This window comes from Rhodococcus sp. 05-340-2 (assembly GCF_002258915.1).
Taxonomy (GTDB): domain Bacteria; phylum Actinomycetota; class Actinomycetes; order Mycobacteriales; family Mycobacteriaceae; genus Rhodococcoides.
In genome coordinates this window covers 1-23,560 of sequence record NZ_NOYU01000001.1, presented here as the reverse complement: position 1 = coordinate 23,560, position 23,560 = coordinate 1, and the positions used below count along the sequence as shown (strand labels likewise).

General features: G+C 64.8%; 22 protein-coding genes. 20 read left to right on the top strand and 2 right to left on the bottom strand.

Features of this window, described 5'->3' with window-relative positions; all coding sequences use genetic code 11:
• The first annotated feature begins 1 nt into the window (after nt 1).
• From CH271_RS00115 to CH271_RS00100, 4 genes are read left to right on the top strand one after another with little or no spacing between them, the layout of a single operon-like run.
• A complete protein-coding gene (locus CH271_RS00115; RefSeq protein ID WP_094631939.1) occupies nt 2-199 on the top strand; it encodes a serine/threonine protein phosphatase in 198 nt (65 codons plus the stop codon).
• Nucleotides 199-939 (top strand): phosphatidylserine decarboxylase, encoded by a 741-nt coding sequence (locus tag CH271_RS00110; protein WP_037187119.1) that lies wholly within the window; start codon nt 199-201, stop codon nt 937-939. The genes CH271_RS00115 and CH271_RS00110 overlap by 1 nt, the downstream gene beginning before the upstream one ends.
• Nucleotides 936-2,090, top strand: coding sequence for a hypothetical protein (locus tag CH271_RS00105; protein WP_094631937.1), 1,155 nt, complete (start codon nt 936-938; stop codon nt 2,088-2,090). The genes CH271_RS00110 and CH271_RS00105 overlap by 4 nt, the downstream gene beginning before the upstream one ends.
• Nucleotides 2,091-4,337, top strand: a complete 2,247-nt coding sequence (locus CH271_RS00100) for an MMPL family transporter (RefSeq protein ID WP_094631935.1) — start codon at nt 2,091-2,093, stop codon at nt 4,335-4,337.
• Here the strand turns inward: CH271_RS00100 and CH271_RS00095 are convergent.
• A complete protein-coding gene (locus CH271_RS00095; RefSeq protein ID WP_094631933.1) occupies nt 4,316-5,086 on the bottom strand; it encodes a hypothetical protein in 771 nt (256 codons plus the stop codon). The two genes, CH271_RS00100 and CH271_RS00095, sit on opposite strands and share 22 nt — an antisense overlap.
• Nucleotides 5,083-5,616 carry a sigma-70 family RNA polymerase sigma factor gene (locus CH271_RS00090; protein ID WP_230596135.1) on the bottom strand — a complete coding sequence of 178 codons (534 nt, stop codon included), beginning with the start codon at nt 5,614-5,616 and terminating at the stop codon, nt 5,083-5,085. Before CH271_RS00090 ends, CH271_RS00095 begins: the two co-directional genes overlap by 4 nt.
• Before the next feature lie 144 nt (nt 5,617-5,760).
• Here CH271_RS00090 and CH271_RS00085 point away from each other — a divergent pair, with 144 nt between their 5' ends.
• The 16 genes from CH271_RS00085 to CH271_RS00005 all read left to right on the top strand — a co-directional run bounded on the left by CH271_RS00085 (nt 5,761) and on the right by CH271_RS00005 (nt 23,510).
• On the top strand, nt 5,761-6,519 hold the full coding sequence (locus CH271_RS00085) for a CHRD domain-containing protein (RefSeq protein WP_037187126.1): 759 nt from the start codon (nt 5,761-5,763) through the stop codon (nt 6,517-6,519).
• Nucleotides 6,520-6,530: 11 nt separating this feature from the next.
• Nucleotides 6,531-7,121 carry a class F sortase gene (locus CH271_RS00080; protein WP_256986097.1) on the top strand — a complete coding sequence of 197 codons (591 nt, stop codon included), beginning with the start codon at nt 6,531-6,533 and terminating at the stop codon, nt 7,119-7,121.
• A gap of 338 nt (nt 7,122-7,459) precedes the next feature.
• Complete coding sequence (rplJ, locus tag CH271_RS00075) at nt 7,460-8,041, top strand: 50S ribosomal protein L10 (RefSeq protein WP_032380459.1); 582 nt, start codon at nt 7,460-7,462, stop codon at nt 8,039-8,041.
• 93 nt (nt 8,042-8,134) lie between these two features.
• On the top strand, nt 8,135-8,521 hold the full coding sequence (rplL, locus tag CH271_RS00070) for a 50S ribosomal protein L7/L12 (RefSeq protein ID WP_032380460.1): 387 nt from the start codon (nt 8,135-8,137) through the stop codon (nt 8,519-8,521).
• Nucleotides 8,522-8,967: 446 nt separating this feature from the next.
• On the top strand, nt 8,968-10,128 hold the full coding sequence (locus CH271_RS00065; RefSeq protein ID WP_094631998.1) for an ABC transporter ATP-binding protein: 1,161 nt from the start codon (nt 8,968-8,970) through the stop codon (nt 10,126-10,128).
• Nucleotides 10,129-10,133: 5 nt separating this feature from the next.
• Nucleotides 10,134-10,928: an MlaE family ABC transporter permease gene (locus tag CH271_RS00060; RefSeq protein ID WP_037191254.1), complete on the top strand. Its 795-nt coding sequence runs from the start codon at nt 10,134-10,136 to the stop codon at nt 10,926-10,928.
• A 5-nt stretch (nt 10,929-10,933) separates the two neighbouring features.
• Nucleotides 10,934-11,794, top strand: coding sequence for an MlaE family ABC transporter permease (locus CH271_RS00055; RefSeq protein ID WP_027498223.1), 861 nt, complete (start codon nt 10,934-10,936; stop codon nt 11,792-11,794).
• Nucleotides 11,791-13,146, top strand: coding sequence for an MCE family protein (locus CH271_RS00050; RefSeq protein WP_037191255.1), 1,356 nt, complete (start codon nt 11,791-11,793; stop codon nt 13,144-13,146). The genes CH271_RS00055 and CH271_RS00050 overlap by 4 nt, the downstream gene beginning before the upstream one ends.
• Nucleotides 13,143-14,210: an MCE family protein gene (locus tag CH271_RS00045; RefSeq protein WP_037191258.1), complete on the top strand. Its 1,068-nt coding sequence runs from the start codon at nt 13,143-13,145 to the stop codon at nt 14,208-14,210. Before CH271_RS00050 ends, CH271_RS00045 begins: the two co-directional genes overlap by 4 nt.
• Nucleotides 14,207-15,205 (top strand): MCE family protein, encoded by a 999-nt coding sequence (locus CH271_RS00040; RefSeq protein WP_094631931.1) that lies wholly within the window; start codon nt 14,207-14,209, stop codon nt 15,203-15,205. Before CH271_RS00045 ends, CH271_RS00040 begins: the two co-directional genes overlap by 4 nt.
• Entirely contained in the window at nt 15,205-16,488 is a 1,284-nt protein-coding gene (locus tag CH271_RS00035) for an MCE family protein (RefSeq protein ID WP_037191264.1), read from the top strand. The genes CH271_RS00040 and CH271_RS00035 overlap by 1 nt, the downstream gene beginning before the upstream one ends.
• A 29-nt stretch (nt 16,489-16,517) precedes the next feature.
• Entirely contained in the window at nt 16,518-17,786 is a 1,269-nt protein-coding gene (locus tag CH271_RS00030; RefSeq protein WP_037191267.1) for an MCE family protein, read from the top strand.
• Nucleotides 17,783-19,030: an MCE family protein gene (locus tag CH271_RS00025; protein ID WP_037191269.1), complete on the top strand. Its 1,248-nt coding sequence runs from the start codon at nt 17,783-17,785 to the stop codon at nt 19,028-19,030. Before CH271_RS00030 ends, CH271_RS00025 begins: the two co-directional genes overlap by 4 nt.
• An 83-nt stretch (nt 19,031-19,113) precedes the next feature.
• Nucleotides 19,114-19,806, top strand: coding sequence for a hypothetical protein (locus CH271_RS00020; protein ID WP_037191270.1), 693 nt, complete (start codon nt 19,114-19,116; stop codon nt 19,804-19,806).
• Between the two features lie 58 nt (nt 19,807-19,864).
• Nucleotides 19,865-20,722 (top strand): hypothetical protein, encoded by an 858-nt coding sequence (locus CH271_RS28620; protein ID WP_179274587.1) that lies wholly within the window; start codon nt 19,865-19,867, stop codon nt 20,720-20,722.
• A gap of 211 nt (nt 20,723-20,933) precedes the next feature.
• A complete protein-coding gene (locus CH271_RS00005; RefSeq protein WP_094631996.1) occupies nt 20,934-23,510 on the top strand; it encodes an aminotransferase class III-fold pyridoxal phosphate-dependent enzyme in 2,577 nt (858 codons plus the stop codon).
• The last annotated feature ends 50 nt before the right edge of the window (nt 23,511-23,560 follow it).

Genomic DNA, 23,560 nt, shown 5'->3' with positions numbered 1-23,560 from the left:
CGTGGCGGACGGATTCGAACCCACCTCGGTGCGCCTTCGGGACGTACCCATCGGCCGCGAGGTGACCAACGGCGTTCTCTCACTGGGCTTCTACGTGGTGTGTGGGGTGATCGGGTTGCTGCCCGGGTCGGTGCGGAACCGGGCAGCCGATGCCTTCGTGACCTGGTCGGAGAGCGTCGACGAACAGCGGCACAACTGATGTCGTGGATTCGGTTGGCGCTCGCCCTCGGTGCAGTGCTGGCAGCTCCGTTCGCGCTGTTCGTGTACTGGCGGACCCGGTTCTTCTTCCGCGATCCGCACCGCGAACCACCGGCCGATCCGCGGGCGGTGCTCGCCCCGGCCGACGGGTTCGTCACGTACGTCAAACGCGTGGAGGCAGGCAGTACCGCGTTCGCCGTGAAGAAGGGACGGACGATCGTCCTCGACGAGATCGCAGGAGTCGCGTCGAGCGACAGTGGCTACCTGATCGGGATCTACATGTCCGAATACTCGGTGCACCGCAACCGAATTCCGGTGTCGGGCACCGTCGGCATGCGTCGCCACCGGTCCGCAGCACCGTTCAACAAGTCGATGGCGCGGGTCGGCGCGAACCTGTTGACCCGGCGCACACCCTACGACGAGGGCTGCGACTACCTGCTCACCAACGAGCGGCTCACCATCTCGATCGAGCACGAGTCCGGTGCCGTGGTGACGGTGACGCAGATTGCCGATCTCTGGGTCGACCGCATCGTCGCGCACGTCGCCGTCGGAGACACCGTCGAACGCGGCGAGCAGTACGGGATGATCCGCTTCGGTTCTCAGTGCGACGTGTTCGTGCCGGACGCACTCGTCGACGAGATCACCGTCCGGCCAGGTAATTACGTGTTCGCCGGGGAGACGACGGTGGCCCGTTCACCGATCCTCGTCGACGGCAGTCAACGGAGCGAAGAGGAACGATGATCACGATCGAAGAGGTCGACGGCAAAGCTGGCTGGCGCGAGTTCGAGGCCGTCTCGGACCTGGTCTACCAGGGCGACCCGTACCGCCTTCCCGACGAGTCGATGGACCTGCGTCGAGTGCTCATCTCGCCGCCGCCCTCGGTCGCCGCCACCCGTATCACCAAGGCATTCCTGGCGCGCGAGAACGGAATTGCCGTCGGTCGCATCGTGGCCATCCACGATCTGTCGTTCACCGAGTACACGGGGGAGTCGATCGGCTTCTTCGGCTTCTACGAGGCCGTCGACGATCACGACGTCGCGAAGGCGTTGCTCGACGCTGCGGCGCAATGGCTTTCGGCGCGCGGGCTCGCGACGATATCCGGGCCGTTCGGTCCGTCGATGTTCTACAGCGCAGGCATCGTCGTCGACGAGATCCCGGCACTGCCTCTGGTGGGGATGCCGCACAATCCGCTGTACTACGCGGCCCACTTCGAGAAGTGGGGTCTGATGGCGGTCAAGGACTTCTACAGCTACCTCTTCGACGACCCGTGCATCATCTACAACGACCCCAAATACGCGCGGCACATGCAGATCTTCGAGAAGATCAAGGCGCGATCGGAAGTGACGTTCCGGTCGATGCAGTACCGGACGCTCCGCCGCGACGCACGCATCGTCCGGGACCTCTACAACAAGACGTTCGTGAACTTCTGGGGCTTTTCGCCGCTGTCCTACACGGAATTGTTCGAGCTGTTGAAGATGATGCTTCCGGTCATCGACCGCAGGCTCACCCTGCTGGCCGAACTCGACGGTGAACCGGTCGGCTTCCTGATGGGAATCCCGGACGTCAATCAGGCCGCCGCGAAGGCGTCGCACCTGAAGTCGCGCTGGGCGCGAGACCTGGTGACGCTGTGGCACGTCAAGCGTCCGGGTCGCACGGAAGTGATCGACGGCGTGCGGGTGGACATGCTGTTCGTCGATCCCGATTGCCCCGATCGAGCCGTGTCCTCCCTGCTGATCATGGAGATGTCGGTGCGCATGCGCGACCTCGGGTTCACCCGCGTCGAAGCGGCTCCCGTGCTCGACGACAGTCCGTGGATGAGGGGCTCGGTCCTGTCGCGGACGAAACTCGCCCCGCACCGCACGTATCGCATCTTCAGCCGGGAGTTGACGTAGATGACCGACACGATCTCGCGAAGCGACCGGCAGTTGAGCAGGGGAAACATCGGCGACCGGTGGGGCCGACTCGTTGCGCGTCGTCGCTGGGTGGTGCTGGCGATCTGGACGCTGCTGGCGGTGGGATCGGCGGTTCTGTATCCGGCGCTGCAGAATTCGCTCGTCGGGGCCAACTTCTCGGTGCCGGGCACCGAATCGAGCCGGGCCGACGATCTGATCGAGCGTCACTTCGAATCGTTCGGCTCCGAACAACTCGTCGTCACGTTCACCTCCGAGTCGGTGAACACATCGGACCCGGCGTTCCGTGAGCGAGTAGGGGAGGTCGTCGGTCGGCTGCGGCAGTCCCCGGACTTGCTGCGAGTCGTCGACCCCTACGAGACCGCAGGCTTCGTCCCGACGATCTCCGAGGACGGCACGTCGGCGCTCGCGTTCGTCGGTATCGGCGGGGAGGCCAGCGATCGGATCGCGGTGGCCGAACGCGTGCAGGAGATGATCGGCGCGGCGTCCGGCGACGGCGTCGAGGTGGCGGTGACGGGATATTCGCCGATGACGGTCGATCTCACCCGCGTCGAATCCGAGGACGCAGTGCGGGCCGAGAGCATCGGTCTTCCCATCGCCTTCGTGGTCCTGGTTCTGGCGCTGGGGTCGGTGGTCGCGGGCATCGTGCCGTTGATCTCCACCGGAATCGGCGTGCTGGCGGCGTTCGGGATGTTCGCGCTGTTGTCCAACGTGATGACCTTCGACGTTCTCGTCACCACCGTGGCGGCGATGTTCGGTCTGGGCCTGGGAATCGACTACGCACTCTTCATCGTCAGTCGATTCCGGGAGGAGATCGGTCGAGCCGGACCTCCGGAAGATCCGGACCGGACCGAGCGCGCGGTGGGGGCGGCGATGGGTACTGCCGGGCACACCATCGTCATCTCCGGTCTGGTCGTGTTGATCGCACTCGGAGCCCTCGCCATCGTCGACGTTCCCGCGGTGCGCAGCATCTCTTTGGTCGTCGCACTCACCATCGCCACCGTCGTCGTGGTCGCGTGGACCCTGCTGCCGGCGATTCTCGCCGTGCTGGGACCGCGCATCGGGGCCTGGTCACTGCCGCGCAGATTCCGACCTCCGTCGGTCGACGAGCACGACGCCGCCGTACCCACGTGGTGGTCGCGGTGGGCGCAGCACGTCATCGAACGTCCGTGGCGCTACACGGCCGCGTCGGCCGCGGTCCTCATCGTCTGCCTGATTCCCATCGGTTCGATCTCCTACGGCGTCGACCTCGGTGCCGATGCGCTGAGCGCGGAACCGTCCGGACGGGCCAACACGGTCCTGACCGAGAAGTTCGCGCCCGGGACCATCTCGCCCATCACCATCGTGTTCACGGGTGAGGACGACAGTCCGTTGGGCCCGCAGCAGATGGCCACCGTCAACGCGTTCGCCGACTTCGTGCGCGGCGACGATCGCGTCGCCTACGCGTTGGCTCAGCCGGAGGGCGGACGGTCGTTGCTGATCGTGGTTCCGTCGGTGCCGATCGACTCGTCGGAGGCCGCCGATCTCGTCGGGTCCCTTCGTGCCCAGGCACTCGTCGCCGGTGACACGGATGGCACGAACGTCTCCGTGGGTGGCACCACCGCACTGGTGGTCGATGCCTCCGACGAGATCTCGGGCAAGTTCGCCTGGGTCGTCGCCGCTGTCCTGGCCTTCTCGCTCTTCTACTTGGCCGTCGTCTTCCGCAGCGTGGTGATTCCGCTCAAGGCCGTCGCCATGAACCTGCTGGTCACCGGAGCAGCGTTGGGTGCGACCGTCGCCGTCTTCCAATGGGGTTGGGGGTCGAGCATCCTCGGGTTCGAGAGCCCGGGCTACATCCAGGTGTATCTACCGGTGACGGTGTTCGCCGTCGTCTTCGGCCTGTCGATGGACTACGAGGTGTTCCTCATCGGCCGCATGCGTGAGGTGTTCGTGCGGGGAGCGAGCAACGACGTGGCCGTCGTCGACGGCATCGAGCACACCGCCAGGCCGATCACGGCCGCCGCCGCGATCATGGTCGCCGTGTTCGCCAGCTTCCTCACCGCCGACGTGCTCGAGCTCAAGCAGTTCGGCTTCGCACTCGCCATTGCGGTGCTGTTCGACGCGGTGCTGGTGCGCATGATGATGGTGCCGGCGATGATGAAGCTGTTCGGCGAGCGCAACTGGTGGCCCGGCTCGGACCGTAGGAAAGCCGTCACCGGCTCCGGGCGCTACGAGGCCGTCGGCAGCTGAGCGCTCGCCAGGACGGCACCCCCGGACGTGCGGATCTCGATCTCGGTCACGTCCTGGCGCAGCACCGCGGCGTTCATCCGGCACTCGATGGTGATGTCACTACCGAGGAACGTGCCGGACGGGAGTTCGACACCCGATCGGTCGACGAGAACCACCTCGTACGGCCCACGATCGGAGATGCCGTCCATCTCCAGGACGGTCTCGGTGCCCCATGTGTGGGCAACCAGGCCTCCTTCTATGTCGACGCTCGGCGTACTCGTCGTGAACGCGACCTCCTCGTACGCGCCGAGGGTTCCGGGTGGACCGGTGATCGCGGTGGGCGGATTCGTAGGGTCCTGGCGGTAGGCGTCGACTCCGAGCACGACCCCGCTGCCGACCACCACGCCAACGATTGCGGCGGCCGCGGCAAGTCCTGCTGATCTGCGCTGCCGTCCGAACCGCTGCCGTCCGAACCGCTGCCGTCCGAACTGCTGCGTGCCGAGCCGCTGGATGCCCGCCTGTTCCTCGGACTCGCCCGTCGCGACGAGGATTCGCTCGCGCAGGTCGGGTGGCGTCGGAGATTCGAGCCAGGGCTCGGTCGGTCCACGGCGGCCGAGAAAATCCGTCATCGCGCGCAATTCGGCGATCTCGGTGTCGATCGTGGGGTCCGCCGCGGCGAGCTCGCGCAGTTCGGAGGTTTCGGCGTCGTCGAGATCGTCGCCGACGGCAGCGGCGATCAACTCGGCTCGGCGATCGGGTGATGCGCTCATGTTTCCTCCTTTCCGTCGAGGTGGTCTCGTAGGGCTCGCAGTGCGTAGAAGGTGCGGGTGCGCAGTGTTCGTACGGCAACCCCGGTCGATTCCGACAACTCCGCGTAGGTGCTGCCGCTCAGGTGCACTGCGACGACGACCTGACGATGCTCGGGGGAGAGCAGGGCAAGCGCGGCGATGATGCGGAGCCGCTCGTCGATGTCGGGGCTGGTGTCGCGCGTGACCCCGCCCGAGCCCCGATCGATGTCCTCGATCCGGTCCGAGGCCGGCATCGGCATCCTCGTCAGCGACCGCTGAACATCGACGATCACGTTGCGTTCGATGGCGAACAGCCACGTTCGCAGCGACCCGCGCCTCGGCTCGAACCGGGACCGCGCTCGCCAGGCCCGAAAGAAGGTCTCCTGAACGCAATCCTCGGCCAGAGTTCTGTCGCGAAGAGCGTTGACGGCGAACCCGAGCATGGCCGACGCGTGCTCGTCGTACGCGGCAGCGACGTCGAAGTCCAGTTCGATCACGCTCCCGATGCTCATGACAGTGGATACGTCGGTCGACCCTCGGACGTTCATGCCGAAGGCGGGAAATATTTCTTTACCGAGCTTTGAACATTCTGGCATCGGCGCTCGTACACCTTGCACGGGCTCGCTTGCCCGATACTCCCACGGAAGGCACACGAGATGACCAGACGCTCGATCCCACGCCCGGCAACGTCGATCCGATCCACCGCCACCGCCGTCGTCGGTGGTACGGCCACCGCCGCCGCGCTGATGCTGTTCGCCGCTGCCCCGGCCGGTGCCGATACGCCTGTCGCCGAACCGGATTCGTTCACCAGCGCGTTCACGGCCATGGCCACTCCCGACCAGGTGCTCAACGGTGAGGGAGTCGCCACTCCGGGGCAGCCCGGCGCGATGGGCACCTTCACTCTGCGCATCAACTCCGATCTCGACATCGTCTGCTACGACATCGCGCTCGAAGGCGTGACCGGCGACTACATGAGCCCGGCCAAGACCGCCACGCACATCCACCAGGCGGCAGCGGGCGCAGCAGGACCTCCGCGTCTGGCATTCCCCAACCCGACCCCCATCGGCGACGGCCCGCGTACCAGCAGCGGCTGCATGCAGGGACCGTTCACCACCGGCCTCACTCCGGCCGGTGCCGATGCGGACAGCGGTACCGGATTCACCCTCGATCAGATCGAAGCCGATCCCGCGGCCTTTGCCGCCGACACCCACACCGTCGACTTCTCGGCGGGAGCGGTGCGCGGACAGCTGACCCAGATTCCGGTCGGATCGGTGGCAACCGGAGGTGGCGGCTCGGCAGTCGCGGCGTCCGATTCGGCGTCGAGCTCGGTGGTTCCCGTCGTCGGCGCAGTGGCTCTGGGCGCGATGGTCGTTGCGGGCGTGACGTTCGCGGCTCGACGCGAGGTGCGGAGCTGAGATATTCGGTCGTGATCGCGGCCGCAGCCGCGGCGGTGGTGGTGGGCTGTTCCTCGCCACCGCCACCGCCACCGGCGACGGCCCCGACACCGGCAGCGCCCGTGGTGTCGCAGTCGTCGTCGGGCGCTGCCCCGACTGCGCCGGCAGTGGACTCGGTGCGACCGGCCCCGGCGCGGGTGAGCGCCGAGGACATCGATCTCGACGAACCGTTGATCGGCCTGGGTCTCACCGAATCGGGGGAGATGCAGGTGCCCACCGACTACGACGACGTCGGGTGGTTCACCGGAGGTGGCCGTCCCGGCGCGATCGGCAGCCCGACGGTGATCGCCGGGCACGTGGACTCGACGACCGGCCCCGCGGTGTTCGATCGTCTGTCGGAACTCGGAGCCGGCGATGTCGTCGCGGTCGAGGACGAGGCGGGTGGTCGAGCCGAGTACCGCATCGACGAGATCGGGGACTACGGCAAAGCCGAGTTCCCGACGGCACTGGTCTTCGGTGCGGTGCCTGCCGACGAGATCCGGCTCATCACGTGTTCGGGTGACTTCGATGCAGCCGTGGGCAGCTACGAGCGCAACCTGGTCCTGTACGGGGTGCGCATATGACAGTGCGAACATCGAACGTTTTGGAGTTGACACCGAACGTGTTGTAACCTGGTCGACGGTTCGGATCACGAGTGCTCGCACTTGTGCCCTGACCGCCCAATCAAGTTCTACCCAAGACCGTTGGTCACCGCCTTCTCGAAGGATTCGCTTCCGGGAGTTGCGCGGTTGAAGGTCCGAGATCGCTTCGGACGGCCCACGCAGGAGAACGAGGTAGGGAACCTGTATGCAGTCCTCGTGGCTGCCGCTCGTTCACGCCCCGTGTGCTTCTTGCGCCGGGGCGTTCGTCGTTTTCCGGCCCTCTCGCGATCGACACAACTTCCCACGAGAGGAGGCGAAGTATGGCAAAGCCCGAAAAGGTCTCAGCAGTATCGGAGATCACCGAACAGTTCAAGGGTTCGACGGCTGCCGTCGTCACGGAATACCGTGGCCTGTCGGTGTCCGGTCTGACTCAGCTCCGGCGTGCGCTCGGCGAAGGTGCCACGTACTCCGTCGCCAAGAACACCCTGGTCAAGCGCGCAGCTGCCGAAGCCGGTATCACCGGCCTCGACGATTTGTTCGTCGGACCGACCGCCATTGCATTCATCAAGGGCGAGCCGGTCGACGCTGCGAAGGCCATCAAGGCCTTCGCGAAGGACAACAAGGCCTTGATCGTCAAGGGCGGCTACATGGACGGCGCAACGCTGTCCGTGGACGAGATCAACAAGATCGCAGACCTCGAGTCGCGCGAAATCCTGTTGGCCAAGCTCGCCGGCGCCATGAAGGGCAACTTGTCGAAGGCTGCAGGCCTGTTCAACGCTCCCGCATCGCAGTTCGCGCGTTTGGCGTTCGCGTTGCAGGAGAAGAAGGCTGCCGGCGCACCCGCCGCAGCCGAGGCACCTGCAGAAGCAGAAGCACCGGCGGAAGCTCCCGCCGAAAGCTGATCCGCTGGTATCGGCGAACAGCTCAGCTCCACACCATCACCGAACACCAGTCGCGGATCAGCGACCAGGTACTTACAGGAAGGACCCGCCACCATGGCGAAGCTCAGCACCGAAGAATTGCTCGACCAGTTCAAGGAGCTCACCCTCCTCGAGCTCAGCGAGTTCGTGAAGGCATTCGAGGAGACCTTCGAGGTCACCGCAGCCGCTCCCGTCGCAGTTGCAGCAGCAGGCGCAGCCGGTGCTCCGGCTGAGGCTGCCGAGGAGCAGGACGAGTTCGACGTCGTCCTCGAGTCGGCCGGCGACAAGAAGATCCAGGTCATCAAGGTCGTCCGTGAGGTCGTCTCCGGCCTCGGCCTGAAGGAAGCCAAGGACCTCGTCGAGAGCGCTCCGAAGGCAATCCTGGAGAAGGTCGCCAAGGATGCAGCCGAGGCTGCCAAGGAGAAGCTGGAAGCTGCCGGCGCAAAGATCTCCGTCAAGTAAGACCGCTTCACTGCAGTCGTACTTCACGCTCTGAAATCGAGAGCGGGTCGAGGGGCCGTTCCCACTTCGGTGGGAACGGCCCCTTTTCTGTGTTCATGGTGGCACCGGATGACGCGTCGTTGTGATCGGTCACGGACTCCGCCGGATCGCGTGACACTCGCTCCGCACCACTGTTTACTCGACCTCGCCGAAGTCCGAAGCGTTCCGAAGGGTTTCGGCCGTCATTGTTTGTGGTGTGTCACAGCTTTGCAACGCAGGGACTTGTCACAGTTCTGGCGAGTCGGCGACCGTGTCGCGTGAGATGAGCCACACTGATGCAAGCTCTACAGCCTGACTCGGGGAAGTTCTTACTGGGCGGTAAGCTCCTGTGTCGGAGCGGACACGTGCATGGGTTACAGTGACGCAACCCACATCTGGGTCGATGTGTACGAATTGTGGAGGTCAGCGTGGGAGTCGAGGTTTCGGTCGAGGGATTGACCAAGTCTTTCGGTGTACAGAAGATCTGGCAGGACGTGACGTTGACCCTGCCGAAGGGTGAAGTCAGTGCTCTCCTCGGTCCGTCCGGTACCGGTAAGTCGGTCTTCCTGAAGTCGCTGATCGGTCTGCTGCGGCCCGAGCAGGGCAAGATCTTCATCGACGGAACCGACATCCTGCAGTGCTCCTCGCGTGAGCTCTACGAGATCCGCAAGCTGTTCGGGGTGCTGTTCCAGGACGGCGCATTGTTCGGCTCGATGAACCTCTACGACAATGTCGCCTTCCCGCTGCGCGAGCACACGAAGAAGTCCGAGTCCGACATCCGCAAGATCGTCATGGAGAAGTTGGAACTGACGGGTCTGCTCGGTGCAGAGGACAAGCTGCCCGGCGAGATCTCCGGCGGTATGCGCAAGCGCGCAGGCCTGGCCCGTGCTCTGGTTCTCGATCCCGAGATCATCCTCGTCGACGAGCCGGACTCCGGCCTCGATCCCGTTCGTACCACCTACATTTCGCAGACCCTGATCGACATCAACGCCGAGATCGACGCCACGATCCTGATCGTCTCGCACAACATCAACCTCGCTCGGACGGTGCCCGACAACATCGGCATGCTCTTCCGTCGCCAGCTGGTGATGTTCGGCCCGCGTGAGGTGCTGCTGACGAGTGACGAGCCGGTGGTCAAGCAGTTCCTCAACGGAACGATGATCGGTCCGATCGGGATGTCGGAGGAGAAGGACGAGGCGCAGATGGCGCAGGAGCAGGCCATGGTCGACGCCGGGCACCACGCCGGTGGTGTCGACGACGTCGAAGGCATCGTCCCGCAGATGAAGGCCACCCCGGGTACTCCGGTGCGCCAGGCCGTCGGACGCAGGCAGGAACGCGTCCGTCAGATCATGCACACGCTGCCGCACAGTGCGCAGGTCGCCATCCAGGAAAGCCTCGACACCACCGACCCCGGGCAGCGGTACCCCGCATACGCGGATCAGCAGCAGGGTTACGACCAGCAGGGTTACGACCAGCAGGGCTACGACCAGCAGGGCTATGGCCAGCAGGGCTACGACCAGCAGGGCTACAGCGGGCAAGTTCATGACCAGCCGGGCTACCAAGCTCCGACACAGGGTCGGGGTCAATAGCAGACATGGGGGGATCGAAGAAGTCCGCGTTCGCTCCGGCGAACGCCGCTCTGACTCAAGCCGGCAACATCGTAGAACTGTTCGTCGAGGTGGTTCGCAACACCTTCCGTAGGCCGTTCCAGTTCCGTGAATTCATCGAGCAGGCCTGGTTCATCGCCAGCGTCACGATTCTGCCGACGGCGCTGGTCGCCATTCCGTTCGGCGCGGTCGTGTCTCTGCAGACCGGATCGCTCATCAAGCAGCTCGGTGCCGAGTCGTTCACCGGCGCGGCCAGCGTGCTCGCGGTCATTCAGCAGGGCAGTCCGATCGTGACCGCACTGCTGGTGGCCGGTGCCGCCGGTTCTGCTGTCACGGCCGACCTCGGCTCGCGCACCATTCGTGAAGAGATCGACGCGATGCGGGTGCTGGGTATCGACCCGGTGCATCGTCTCGTCGTTCCGCGCGTCCTCGCGATGATTCTCGTCGCCCTGTTGCTCAACGGTCTGGTCTCGGTCGTCGGCATCGCCGGTGGTTACTTCTTCAACGTGATCCTCCAGGGCGGTACCCCCGGTGCGTATCTGGCGTCCTTCGGTGCGCTGGCGCAGCTTCCGGATCTGTATGTCGCAGAAGCCAAAGCGGCGATCTTCGGACTCATCGCGGGCATCATCGCCTCCTACAAGGGGCTCAATCCCAACCCCGGACCCAAGGGCGTCGGCGAGGCAGTGAACCAGACGGTTGTCATCACGTTCCTGCTGCTCTTCTTCGCCAACCTCATCCTGACCCTGGTGTACCTCCAGGTCGTCCCAGCGAAGGGAGCGTAACCGCGATGACGATCGCAAGAGGTCGCGGTGACCGCACGCTGATGCGCGTCAAGCGCGTCGGCAATGCCCCGCTCAACGTGCTCGACCGCGCAGGCGAGCAGATGTCGTTCTACCTGCGGGCCATCGGGTGGATTCCCAAGACCGCGGTGCACTACAAGAAGGAGGTGCTCCGCCTGCTGGCGGAGGTCACCTTCGGCAGCGGTGCGCTCGCCGTCATCGGCGGAACCATCGGCGTGATCGTGATGATGTCCGGCTTCACCGGAATCGTCGTCGGCCTGCAGGGCTACGCCGCACTCGAGCAGCTCGGTAGCTCCGTGCTGACCGGATTCCTGTCCGCGTACGTCAACACCCGTGAGATCGCGCCGATCGTTGCGGGACTGGCACTGTCGGCCACCGTCGGCTGTGGCTTCACAGCCCAGCTCGGTGCCATGCGGATCTCGGAGGAGATCGACGCCCTCGAGGTGATGGCGGTACCCAGCGTGCCGTTCCTGGTGACCACCCGCATGATCGCCGGCTTCGTGGCCGTCATCCCGCTCTACATCGTCGGACTGCTGGCGTCGTACGTCGCCTCCCGAGGGATCAGCACCATCTTCAACGGGCAGTCCACGGGGTCCTACGACCACTACTTCAACCTCTTCCTACCTCCGGAAGACGTGTTGTATTCGTTCCTGAAGGTGTTGATCTTCGCCTTCGTCCTGATCATGATCCACTGCTATTACGGCTACCACGCCTCCGGCGGACCTGCCGGTGTCGGCGTCGCAGTGGGCCGTGCCGTTCGTACCGCGATCGTCACGATCGCGGTGCTGGACTTCTTCTTGAGCCTCGCCATCTGGGGCACGACCACCACAGTGAGGGTTGCGGGATGATCGACTCGCCGTCGCGACTGAAGCGAGTACTGCTCGGTTTGGCGTTCTTCCTGGTGCTGATCCTGTTCTTGGGATGGAGCATCACGTCCTACAACAAGACGTTCAAGTCGGTGGTGAACGTCAGCCTCGAAACCGACTCGGTCGGCAACGCTCTGCCGATGAACGCGGATGTGAAGGTGCGCGGAATGATCGTCGGCGAGGTGCGCTCGGCATCCACCGTCGACGGTGTCGTCACCTCTCGGCTCGCCATCGACCCGGACAAGGCTCCACTGATTCCGTCCAACGCGACGGCGCGGTTGCTTCCCAAGACACTGTTCGGTGAGCGCTACGTCTCGCTGATCGTGCCCGAGAACGACTCGGCGTCGCCGATCACCGAGGGCACCGTCCTCCGGCAGGACACCAGCGGGAACGCAATCGAGGTCGGGCAGCTGCTCGACGGCTTGCTTCCACTGCTGCAGGCGATTCCGCCGCAGGATCTGGCGAACACCCTCGGGTCGTTGGCACAGGGCCTCAGCGGGCGCGGCGAGCAGCTCGGTCAGACCATCGACAATCTGACCAACATCGTGTCGGGTCTGAACACGGAGTTGCCGAACATCCAGCAGACGCTGGTCGGTCTCGCCGACTTCTCGCAGACCTACGCAGACGCTGCACCCGAACTGATCTCGGCGCTGGACAACCTGCGGACGACGGGCAACACCGTGGTCGAGCGGCAGTCCAGCCTCGAAACGCTGTACGGCTCGCTGACCTCGGCGTCCTACACAACCGCGGACTTCCTGCAGACCAACTCCGAGAACCTGATCGGATTGGCCGCGAACTCTCGTGAGGCGCTCGAGCTGCTGGCCGAGTTCTCTCCGACGTTCGGCTGCACGTTCACCCAGTTCGCCGAAGGTGCCAGGCGCGGAGCGGTCGTTCTCGGCGAGGGCGACGAGTACCCCGGCATCAACGTGTCCGCATCGTTCGTCAACCCGAAGGGCCGTTACTTGCCGAACCAGGACGAGCCGCGCTTGTTCGACGATCGCGGAGCCACCTGCTTCGAGCCTGCAGCACCGGGTGAGTTCTTCCCGCAGTATCCGGGAGGTTCGATCAACGACGGTTCCTACCAGGTGCCGACCCGCAACCCGGGCCCGCAGGTGATCGAAGGACAGGGACCACCGAAGTCGGCTCAGAGCTCCATCGTTCCCGCCGTCTCCGCATCCGCGCAGCCGGCGAGCTACGAGGGCTCGGACTTCGAGCGTGACACTCTCGCCGTGATCTACGGACAGGCGAGTGGTGTTGCACCAGAAAGTATTCCGTCGTGGGCGGCCGCTATCGGCGCACCGGCACTGAGAGGAGTGGAGGTGACCGTGCCATGAGAGGCCTTCTCGCGCCGATCATCAAGTTGGTCGTGTTCGCCGTGATCACGATCATCGCTACGGCCACCCTCGCCTTCACCATCGCCAATTCCAGCGGCGGCGGCGGCACCAAGTTCTCGGCGATGTTCACCGACGTCACCTCCCTCAACGAGGGCGACGAGATTCGTATCGCGGGCGTTCGCGTCGGCCAGGTGGACAAGATCGAGATCGCCAACGAGCGCGAAGCGAAAGTGGACTTCACACTGAGCAGTCGCGATTGGCTCCCGGCCAGCTCGACGGCAACCATCCGGTTCAGGAACCTGGTGGGTCAGCGCTACATCGCCATCGAGCAGGGCTCGGGGGACCAGGGCCGGAAGATCACCGAAGGTGCCACCATTCCTTTGGAGCGGACCAAGCCTGCGGTGAACCTGACCACGCTGTTCGACGGCTTCCGGCCGCTGTTCACCACACTCAGCTCCGATGACGTCAACAAGCTGTCGTACCAGATCATCCAGGTGTTCCAGGGGGAGTCGGGCACCATCAACGAACTGGTCACCAACACGGCGACTCTGACGAACACGGTCGCCGACAAGGATCAGGTCATCGGCCAGGTCATCACCAATCTCAACAACGTGCTGGCGACGGTCAACCAGAACGACGGTCAGCTCGACAGCTTGATCGTCAACACGCAGCAGCTCGTCTCGGGCCTGTCGGCCGACCGTGGCGTGGTCGGCTCCGCCGTCACCTCGCTCGCCGGTCTGACCAACGCCACCGCAGACCTGCTCGAGCCGACTCGGCCGTCGATCCAGGGATCGGTGACTGCGTTGAACACGCTGTCCGAGACCATCAACCGCCGAAGCGACGACGTGGACAAGGTCCTCGGAATTCTGCCCGTCAAGCTCGACAAGCTCATTCGCACGGCCCAGCAAGGGTCTTGGTTCACGTTCTACCTGTGCGGTATAGACATCGTCGCCGGACCGGGTAGCTCGCCGAACCTGAATCTGCCGACCGGGCTTCCGACCGTCAACCAGCCGCTGTACACGAACTCGGCAGAGCGTTGCAAAGCTGGGGGGATCAAACAATGAAATCTCGTCGTAGTCCGGCCACCATCGGTGCACTGGGCATCGCGATCATCCTGCTGGCCACGATGTCGGTCTTCTTTCTCGACCGGCTCCCGATCATCGGTGCCGGTTCGGTGTACACCGCCGAGTTCAGCGAGGCCGCAGGACTCAAGCCCTCCAACGAGGTTCGCATTGCGGGCGTCAAGGTCGGCAAGGTGACCGACGTTCGTCTCGAAGGCGACCGGGTGCTCGTGGACTTCACGGTGAAGGACGCGTGGGTCGGAAACGAGTCACGGGCCGCCATCGCGATCAAGACCCTGCTGGGGCAGAAGTATCTGGCGCTCGACCCGAGCGGACCGGAGACACTGAGCCCCAAGGACCCGATTCCGCTCGAGCGCACCACGTCCCCGTACGACGTCATCGACGCGTTCTCCGATGCGGCGTCGACCATCAACGACATCGACACCGATCAGCTCGCAACGAGTATGCGGACCCTGTCCGAGGCGTTCTCCGAGACGCCCGCGAACATCCGTGCCTCGCTCGACGGCGTCACCCGGTTGTCGCAGACCGTGGCCAGCCGTGACGAGGAGCTCAAGAAGCTGTTCGAGGCCACCGGTGAGACGTCGAAGGTGTTGGCCGACCGCAACGAGCAGTTCAACAAGCTGATCACCGACGCGGGCCCGCTTCTCGAAGAGCTCAACAATCGACAGCAGGCCATTTCGCAGCTGCTCACCGGCACTCAGCGTGTATCGCAGGAGCTGACCGGTCTCGTTCGCGACAACGAGGCAACCATCAACCCGATGTTGCAGCAGCTCAACGGCGTCATCGACATCCTTCAGCGCAACAACGACAACCTCGACCGTGCGCTGAAGCTGTACGAACCGTTCATTCGTCTGTACACGAACGTGACCGGTAACGGTCGATGGCTCGATATCACGCTGGCCAACCTCACACCTCCCGGAGTTCCGTTGATACCTGGCTACCGCCAACCGTCGGTCGACAAGTTGCCGGGGGAATGATGACAGACACGCAGGCAGCACCGAGAAACAAGAACAAGCTCGCGCTGATCGCCGTCGTCGTGATCGTGGCGTTGGTCCTGGCCGTCGCCGGCTGGTGGTTGTTCACCAGGGCAGGCACGACCAAGATCACCGCGTACTTCGACAAGTCGGTCGGCATCTACTCCGGCTCCGAGGTTCGGGTGCTGGGCGTCAAGGTCGGCACCGTCGAGTCCGTCACGCCACTCGGTGACGACGTCGAGGTCGTCCTTCGAGTCGACCGCGGGATCGACATCCCGGCCGACGCCAAGGCCGTCCAGGTCAGTCCGTCGCTCGTCGCCGATCGCTACGTCCAGCTCTCGCCCGTCTACACCGGCGGCGACACCATGGCCGACGGCACCACGATCGCTCGCGATCGCACCGCCACCCCCGTCGAGGTCGACGAGCTGTACAAGTCCATCAACGACCTGTCGACCGCCCTCGGTCCCGACGGTGCCAACAAGGACGGCGCTCTCACCGACCTCGTCAACACCGGTGCGGCAAACCTCGACGGTAACGGTGAAGCGTTGGGCGACAGCATCACTCAGCTTTCGGCCGCCGGCCGCACGTTGAGCGACTCGCGCACCGACGTCTTCGACACGATCAAGAACCTGCAGACCTTCGTCAGTGCCCTGGCCGTCAACGATCAGCAGGTCCGCAACTTCAATACTCAGTTGGCCGACCTGACCGGATTCCTGTCCGGCCAGCGGGAGGATCTGGGAGCGGCGCTTCAGCAGCTGTCGGTCTCGCTCGGCGACGTGGCTACGTTCGTCGCGGACAACCGGACCGAACTGACCGATGCCGCAAACGGTCTCGTGGTGCCGACTCAGACGCTCGCCGACAACCGCGAGCAGCTGGTGCAAACACTCACGTTGCTGCCGCTGGCCATCAGCAACCTGGTGAACGCCTACGACGCCGAGTCCGGCACGCTCGCCTCGCGCGCCAATCTCCAGAACGAGACCCAGGATCCGCTCGGCACCGTGTGCAAGCTCCTCGACCTCGGCGCTCTCGTTCCCGGCGATCCGCGCTTCGAGGCACTCGGTGCGCAGATTCAGCCGATCATCGATCAGTGCGCCAACATCACCACGATGATCCAGGCACCGATCACCGACCAGAATCGGATCGTGCTGCCGTTCGGTGTTCTCACCAACGACATCGAGCAGAACGTATCCGTGCCGGGCACCGTGCCGGGCGTCGTCTCGCCACGGCTCGGAAACAGCACGATGCCCGGACTCGAGCAGTCGTACATCGGAGGTGGGGGACAGTGAGAACCTCTGTGAAACGGAATCGAGCTCGTGTGAAGCGTTCGTTGGTCGTCGGAGCGGGCGTGTGCGTGGTCGCGCTGTCGGCCGGAGCGTGCTCGTCGGCCGGCATCTACGCCGTACCGCTTCCCGGCGGTGCCGATGTCGGTGACAACCCGTTCAACCTGACGGTGCAGTTCGACGACGTGCTGGACCTGGTGCCGCAGTCGACCGTCAAGGTCGACGGTGTGGCGGTTGGTCGAGTCGCCTCGATCTCCGTTCCGAACGACGGGTGGACGGCCGATGTCGACGTCATCCTCAACTCCGACGTGGATCTGCCTGCCAATGCGATCGCTTCGGTGCAGCAGACCAACCTGCTCGGTGAGAAGTTCGTGCAGCTCTCGGCACCTCCCGGTGACGAGGCAGCAGCGCGGCTTCAGGACGGCGACACCATCCCGCTCGATCGAACCCGTCACGCGACCGACATCGAGCAGGTCCTCGGTGCGCTGTCACTGTTGCTCAACGGTGGTGGCGTCGGGCAGCTCTCGCCGATCATCAAGGAACTGAGCACGGCATTCGACGGTCGCGAAGGCAAGACGAAAGAGCTTCTGCAGCAGGCCAACACGTTGATCGACGGCCTCAACCAGCAGCGTGACGACATCACCCGCGCCATCGACGGTCTCGACACTCTCAGCGGCCGGGTCAACACCCAGACGGACAAGATCGACGCCGTGCTGAAGGACCTGCCGATCGCCACCGAGGTTCTCGAGCAGCAGCGTCCGCAGCTGACCGAGATGCTCGGAGCGCTCGATCGTCTCGGAGCCGTCGGCACCGACGTGATCGACCGTTCCAAGGACGATCTGATCGCAGACCTGCGGGCACTGCGCCCGACGCTCCAGGCCCTGGCAGATTCGGCGGACGACGTGGTGAGTTCGCTCTCGGTCATCCCGACGCTGCCGTTCGCGGACGGCACCGAGAAGATCATCGAGGGCAACTCCGCCAACCTGTTCCTCTCACTCGATCTGTCCATCGGAACCGCGCTGCGCAACTTCGGCGTCGGTGAAGGCGACCCGGTCTACGTCCAGCCCAAGTACGGCAACACGTTGCCCGTCGTCGATCCGTCCAATCCGTACTACAACGGAAACGGACCGCGCCCGGGTTGGCCGACGATCTCGCTGCTGCCGTTGCCGCCGATCATCCCGTCACCGGTTCCGGGCCCGGGTGCTCCTGCGAACGAGCAGGCAGCCGCAGCCGCCGCGCCCGCACCGGCGGATCCGTTGGCACCGTTGAACGATCTGCTCGAGCGATTCGGAGTTGGACAGTGAGATCGAAACTGGTTCGCTTTCAGTTGGTCGCGTTCGTCGTGGTCGCCCTCCTGGGGTTGATCTATGTCGGCGGCAAGTACGTGCGTCTGGACAACATGCTCGGCTTCGGGCAGTACCAGGTCGATCTGAACCTCGCCGATTCCGGTGGCATCTTCTCGAACGCCGAGGTCACGTACCGAGGTGTTCCGGTGGGAACCGTCGGAGATCTGGAACTGACGCAGGACGGCGTCCGAGTCGCGCTCATGCTCGACAACGGTGGGCCCGACATCCCGGCCGACACGAAAGCCGTCGTGGCCAACCGGTCTGCGATCGGTGAGCAGTACGTCGACCTGCAGCCCGAGACCGATCAGGGCCCGTTCCTGGCCGACGGTTCGCAGATCGCGCAAGCCGACACCACCACGCCCGTGCCGGTGGAGGACGTCCTCGCCAACACGAACACGCTGGTCCGGTCGGTACCGCTGGACGCGCTGACGAGGGTCGTCAACGAGCTCGGCGTGGCATTCGACGGTAAGGGCACAGATCTTGCGTCTCTCGTCGATTCGCTCGGGAACATCTCCGAGGCAGGCAACGAGGCGCTGCCGCAGACGCTCGCGCTGGTACGTGACGCCGTGCCGGTGCTGAACACGCAGTCCGAGCAGTCGGATCTGATTCGTGAGTTCAGCACCAGCCTGGACGAGGTGACGGCTCAGTTGAAGTCCAGCGATCCCGACATCCGCCGCCTGATCGATACCGGTACCGCAGCGGGCGACCAGCTCGGTGGGCTCATCACCGACGCCGGTCCGGCGCTGACCACCGATATCAACAACCTTGCGCTGGTTGCCGCTCAGGCCCAACCGCGGTACGTCGCGCTTCGTCCGTTCCTGACGTTCCTGCCTGCACTCGGTGCCGGCATCTCCACGATCGTTCCGGACGACGGCACGATCCATCAGGGTCTGCTGCTCGAGGTCAACAACCCGCCGCCCTGCACGGTGGGCTACGAGGGTTCGCAGGCGATCCTCGACGAGGAGAAGCGGAAGAACCCGAACTTCGATCCGACTCGGGAGAACTACCCCCTGAACCTCGACGCGAACTGTGCTACACCGCAGGGCAGCGTGACGGGTGTGCGTAGCGCGAACCGCATCGTGTTCGCCGATCCGGACGTGCCGCAGCCGTGGGACCTCAAGCCCAAGGTCGATCCGGAAAAGCTCAACCTCAACCCCATCGCCACCCAGTTGGCACCGCTGATCGGCGTCACGCCGAAGTAACGGAATCGGTGGAACTGCTGCTCAGCACTACTGTCGGGCCGAGAGTGGTTCGGCCGGATATTACCGAGTAGTAGGGTGAAAGTGTGAACTCGAGCACCGAAGCCCTGGAGTCCCCAGCGACTCCAGGGCGTAACAAGACCGCGAAAATTCTGCTTGCCGTCGTCTCGGTGATCGCCGTGGCCGCTCTCGCAGCGGCAGTGTTCTTCGGGTACGGCTGGGGCAGCGCGCTGCTGAGCCAGAAGCCCACTGCGGACACCAGGGACGCGGCGCTCACCGGAGCTCAGCAGGCTGCCGTCAATCTGAACACGGTCGACGCATCGGCTATCGATCAGTCGTTCGACAACATGAAGTCGTCGATCACCGGCGATCTGATGCTCAACGACCTCGAGCAGACGCGCTCGGGCATCACCGATCAGGTTCGTCAGTCCGGCGCCAAGAGCGAGGCCGAGGTGTTGCACGGCACGCTGACGGAACTGAGCACGGACGAGAACACCGCGACTGCACTTGTGGTCATCGCGACAACCACCACCTGGCCCGATCGCGTCGAGCGAAGCAAGCTGACGATGCGTCTGGCCATGGAAGAGGTCGACGGGGTGTGGAAGACCAACAAGGTCGATCCAATCGGTTCACGGATCTCGCTCGACAACCCGAACACGAACCCCGTCGTCCCGACCGAACCGGGTGGCCCCGCCGACCCGAACGCGGCCGATCCGAATGCGGCCGACCCCGGTACGGACGCCACGCCGGCCCCCCAGCCGGACACCGGCGGCAACTGAGATACCCGGCAGTGGTGTTTTCCGTCTGTACCGAAGTGAGTTTCGAAGGAGTTCTGTAGTGCCTCCCCAGCGTCGCAAGATCGTTCCACCCACCACCACCAGCAAAGTTCGCCGCAAGGTGGCAGGCACCGGGAAGCCGAGTGCTGCCAACACCGACACGGACTCGACCGGTGCCGAGGGATCGGCTGCGACCGAGACGGCGGCGATCACCACGACGCCGCCCACCGAGCCTGTGTCGGACAAGCCTGCCCTCGACAAGCCCGGAGCAGACAAGCCCGCAGCAGACAAGCCCGCAGCAGCGACGCATTCTGCCGAGACGCCTGTCCTCGACAAGCGCGCTGCCGACAAGCCCGCTGCCGAGACTCCCGCAGCCGACAAGCCTGCTGCCGAGTCCGAGTCGACCGACGCGTCCGTCGCGTCGGCGTCGGGAATCGGCTACAAGCACGTGATCGTCGTTGCGGTCATTGCCGTTGTGCTCGGCGCGTTCGCTGCCGTGGCCGCGTTCAAGCCGTTCGCCACGATCGACAATGCGGCATGGGTGGATTCCGCGGCGACTCAGGAGGTCACCTCGGCCGCGACCGATGCGCTGCAGACCTTGTACACGTACAAGGCCGCCACGATCGATGCCGATTTCGATGCCGCCCGTGCAGTGCTCAATCAGTCGATGCTCGACGAGTTCAACTCCACCGCCGACACCACCAAATCTGCTGTGGTGCAGACGGATACGGGAACCGAGGCCATGGTCACCGATATCGGAGTCTCGCGGCTAGAGGATGGCAGGGCGGAACTGATCGCCAACGTGAACATCAGTGCCACGCAGAACGGTGTCGCGTCGGGCAGTGCCGAGGGCCCGTTGACAGTGAACATGGAGAAGGTCGACGGCACCTGGAAGTTGTCGGCCATCGACGATCAGTAGTAGCCCAGCCGGCACTCGATCCAGCCCCGTTCGACGCAGAAGCCTGCTCGGACGGGGCTTTTTCGTGTGGTTTTCGGTGAGCTGTCACCGGCTTGCCGCAGAGTTACCATCGCGTTTGCGTCCTGGCTTGGGACGAGCCCTGGTTGTTCGGGACAACCATTCACAGCTCGACAGCCAGGGGTGGATCCGATGAAAACGGAGCATGCTGGTCATGACTGACACAACTATCCATTATTCCGTGCTGGAATCCAGGTCCGGTCGATCGGGCTTTGCCGAACACGTCAATCCCGAACTGTATCGGCTGTTGTCTGCGCTGAATCTGGATCGCGAGTACGTGCGGGGCGACGGGACTGTCCTGTTCGACGCATCGGGCCGTCGCTATCTGGACTTCGCCGGGGCGTACGGTGCCCTTCCGTTCGGGCACGGTCCCACTCCGATCTGGCAGGCGGTCAACGACGTTCGCTGCAGCGGGGAAGCGATTTTCGTGCAGCCCTCGGTACTGAGCGCGGCGGGGGAACTGGCAGATCGGTTGGGGCGCATCGCACCCGACGGATTGACGCGAACGACGTTCGTCAACAGTGGTACCGAGGCGACCGAGGTGGCGCTCAAGATCGCGCGAGCGCACACCGGTCGGCTGGGTGTGCTGACCACCGGGAACAGTTTTCACGGCAAGACTCTCGGAGCGTTGTCTGCGACGGGAAACATCAAGTACCAGAGCGGTTTCGGCGCTCCGGTCGAGGGATTCGATCATATCGAGTTCGGTGATTCGGACGCGCTCGACGCGGCCCTGGCGGCGGCGCCCGGGCATTATGCGGTGTTTCTGGTGGAGCCGATTCAGGGTGAGGGCGGAGTGGTGTGTCCGCCCGATGGGTACCTGCGCCGCGTGCGGGAGATCTGCGATCGGCACGGGGTGCTGATGGCTCTCGACGAGGTGCAGACAGGGCTGGGCCGGACCGGCAGGATGTTCGCCGCCGAGCACGAGGGGGTGGTGCCGGACATTCTGACCGTCGCCAAGGCTCTCGGTGGTGGGATCGTGCCGGTAGGCGCGGTGCTGTGCCGTCCGGAGTTGGTGAACGAGAGTTTCGCGCTGCGCCACACGTCGACCTTCGCGGGAAACGCGTTGGCTGCGCGGGTGGGTATCGCGGTTCTCGACGAGTTGACCCGAGACGACTGCGCACTGGTCACCGGAGTGGCTGTGCTCGGGCGTCAGCTGAAGAACGATCTGAGCAGGCTGGCCGAGAAGTATCCGTCGGTCGTGACCGAGGTGCGCGGTAGGGGATTGCTGCTCGGCTTGGAACTGACCGCGGACGTGAATTTCGTCGGGCGGCAGTCGCTGCTGGGATCGATCGCCGATCAACACAACCTGGCCGTGGTGATCTGCTCGTACCTGCTCGATGTGGAGGGGATACGAGTGGCTCCGACTCTGTTCGGCAACAGGGTGATTCGGATCGAACCACCGCTGACGGTCTCGGCGGTGCAGTGCTCGCGTCTGGTCGCAGCATTGGATCGGGCACTGGGTTATGCGGCGGTGGGGGACATGGACGGATTGTTCGGGCATCTGCTGGGCCGCCCGACCGTCGCCACTCCGCCCGCACTCGAGGCGTTGCGCCCCGGGCGGACGCCCGATATCGCGGTACGGCCGACGGATCGACGCTTCGCGTTCATTGCGCATCCTCTCGATCTCGGCTTCTTCGCGGCGTTCGATCCGGCGCTGGAGGTGTTCGACCACGGCGAGCGGCAGGATCTGCTCGAGCGGTTCGCGGCGTCGACCTCCGAGCTCGAACCCGCGTCGTTCGTCATCGGCAGTGGCCGGGTCGTCGGGGGTGGGGAGGCGACGGCGCACGGTGATCTGATCGGGCTGCCGTACACCTCCGAGCAGTTGCTGCGCCTGCCGACCGAGCGTGCGCTGGCAGTGGTGGGCGGGGCCGTCGAACTGGCGATCTCCCGCGGTGCGACGGTCGTGGGGTTGGGCGGCTATTCGTCGGTGATCACCGGGAACGGGTTGGGTCTCGGCGCGACGACGCGACCGATCACCACCGGCAACACGTTCACCGCTGCGGCGAGTCTGCGGGCTGTTCGACGCGTGTGCCGTGAACGCGGTATCGATGTCGCGCGGGCTCGGGTGACGATTCTCGGTGCCGCCGGGGCGATCGGACGAACCATCGGCATGCAGTTGGCCGGCGAGGTCGGCAGCATCGTGCTGGTCGGTAGGCGGGGGGAGAGTTCGGTCATCGCGCCCAAGCTGTGGGCGGCCGCGCAGGAGATGGTGGCGAGCGCTCGGGCCGGTGCGGGTTCGGGAGATCTGGCCGCTGCCGCGCATGCCGTCGACGGCGACCTGGACGATCTGATCAGGTCGCGGCACGTCGAATTCTTCACCGATCCTGTTGCTGCGGTGAAGGATTCGTTGATCGTCATCGCTGCGACGTCGGCGCCGCATGCGCTGATCGATCCAACGGATCTGATGGAGGGTGCCATTGTCTGCGATGTGGCGCAGCCGCCGAACATCGGCCGGGACGTGCGCAGCGAGCGGCCCGACGTGACGGTGTTCGACGGCGGCATCGTGCGGGTGCCGTCGGGTTCGGATTTCGGGTTGACGTACGGGTTGGCTCCAGGGCTGACGTATGCCTGCATGGCCGAGACGATGCTGATCGCGTTGTCGGGTGAGTTCGGACTGCGCAGTATCGGAACCACCCTCGACGGCGACAGCGTGGAGCGGTTGGGTGAGTTGGCGGATGTCCACGGGTTCGCGCTCGTCGAGGCCACGCGGTGGCGCGAGGCGAACCGGTAGACGGCAGGGGGCGGGACGCGTCGGTGTACCCGCCCCCTGCCGTCTACCGG

Excerpts from the sequence above, each read along its gene's own strand:
- CH271_RS00110 (WP_037187119.1), top strand. The coding sequence starts at position 199 with ATGTCGTGGATTCGGTTGGCGCTCGCCCTCGGTGCAGTGCTGGCAGCT.
- CH271_RS00105 (WP_094631937.1), top strand. The coding sequence starts at position 936 with ATGATCACGATCGAAGAGGTCGACGGCAAAGCTGGCTGGCGCGAGTTC.
- CH271_RS00100 (WP_094631935.1), top strand. The coding sequence starts at position 2,091 with ATGACCGACACGATCTCGCGAAGCGACCGGCAGTTGAGCAGGGGAAAC.
- CH271_RS00095 (WP_094631933.1), bottom strand. The coding sequence starts at position 5,086 with ATGAGCGCATCACCCGATCGCCGAGCCGAGTTGATCGCCGCTGCCGTC.
- CH271_RS00090 (WP_230596135.1), bottom strand. The coding sequence starts at position 5,616 with ATGAGCATCGGGAGCGTGATCGAACTGGACTTCGACGTCGCTGCCGCG.
- CH271_RS00085 (WP_037187126.1), top strand. The coding sequence starts at position 5,761 with ATGACCAGACGCTCGATCCCACGCCCGGCAACGTCGATCCGATCCACC.
- rplJ (WP_032380459.1), top strand. The coding sequence starts at position 7,460 with ATGGCAAAGCCCGAAAAGGTCTCAGCAGTATCGGAGATCACCGAACAG.
- rplL (WP_032380460.1), top strand. The coding sequence starts at position 8,135 with ATGGCGAAGCTCAGCACCGAAGAATTGCTCGACCAGTTCAAGGAGCTC.
- CH271_RS00060 (WP_037191254.1), top strand. The coding sequence starts at position 10,134 with ATGGGGGGATCGAAGAAGTCCGCGTTCGCTCCGGCGAACGCCGCTCTG.
- CH271_RS00055 (WP_027498223.1), top strand. The coding sequence starts at position 10,934 with ATGACGATCGCAAGAGGTCGCGGTGACCGCACGCTGATGCGCGTCAAG.
- CH271_RS00050 (WP_037191255.1), top strand. The coding sequence starts at position 11,791 with ATGATCGACTCGCCGTCGCGACTGAAGCGAGTACTGCTCGGTTTGGCG.
- CH271_RS00045 (WP_037191258.1), top strand. The coding sequence starts at position 13,143 with ATGAGAGGCCTTCTCGCGCCGATCATCAAGTTGGTCGTGTTCGCCGTG.
- CH271_RS00040 (WP_094631931.1), top strand. The coding sequence starts at position 14,207 with ATGAAATCTCGTCGTAGTCCGGCCACCATCGGTGCACTGGGCATCGCG.
- CH271_RS00035 (WP_037191264.1), top strand. The coding sequence starts at position 15,205 with ATGACAGACACGCAGGCAGCACCGAGAAACAAGAACAAGCTCGCGCTG.
- CH271_RS00005 (WP_094631996.1), top strand. The coding sequence starts at position 20,934 with ATGACTGACACAACTATCCATTATTCCGTGCTGGAATCCAGGTCCGGT.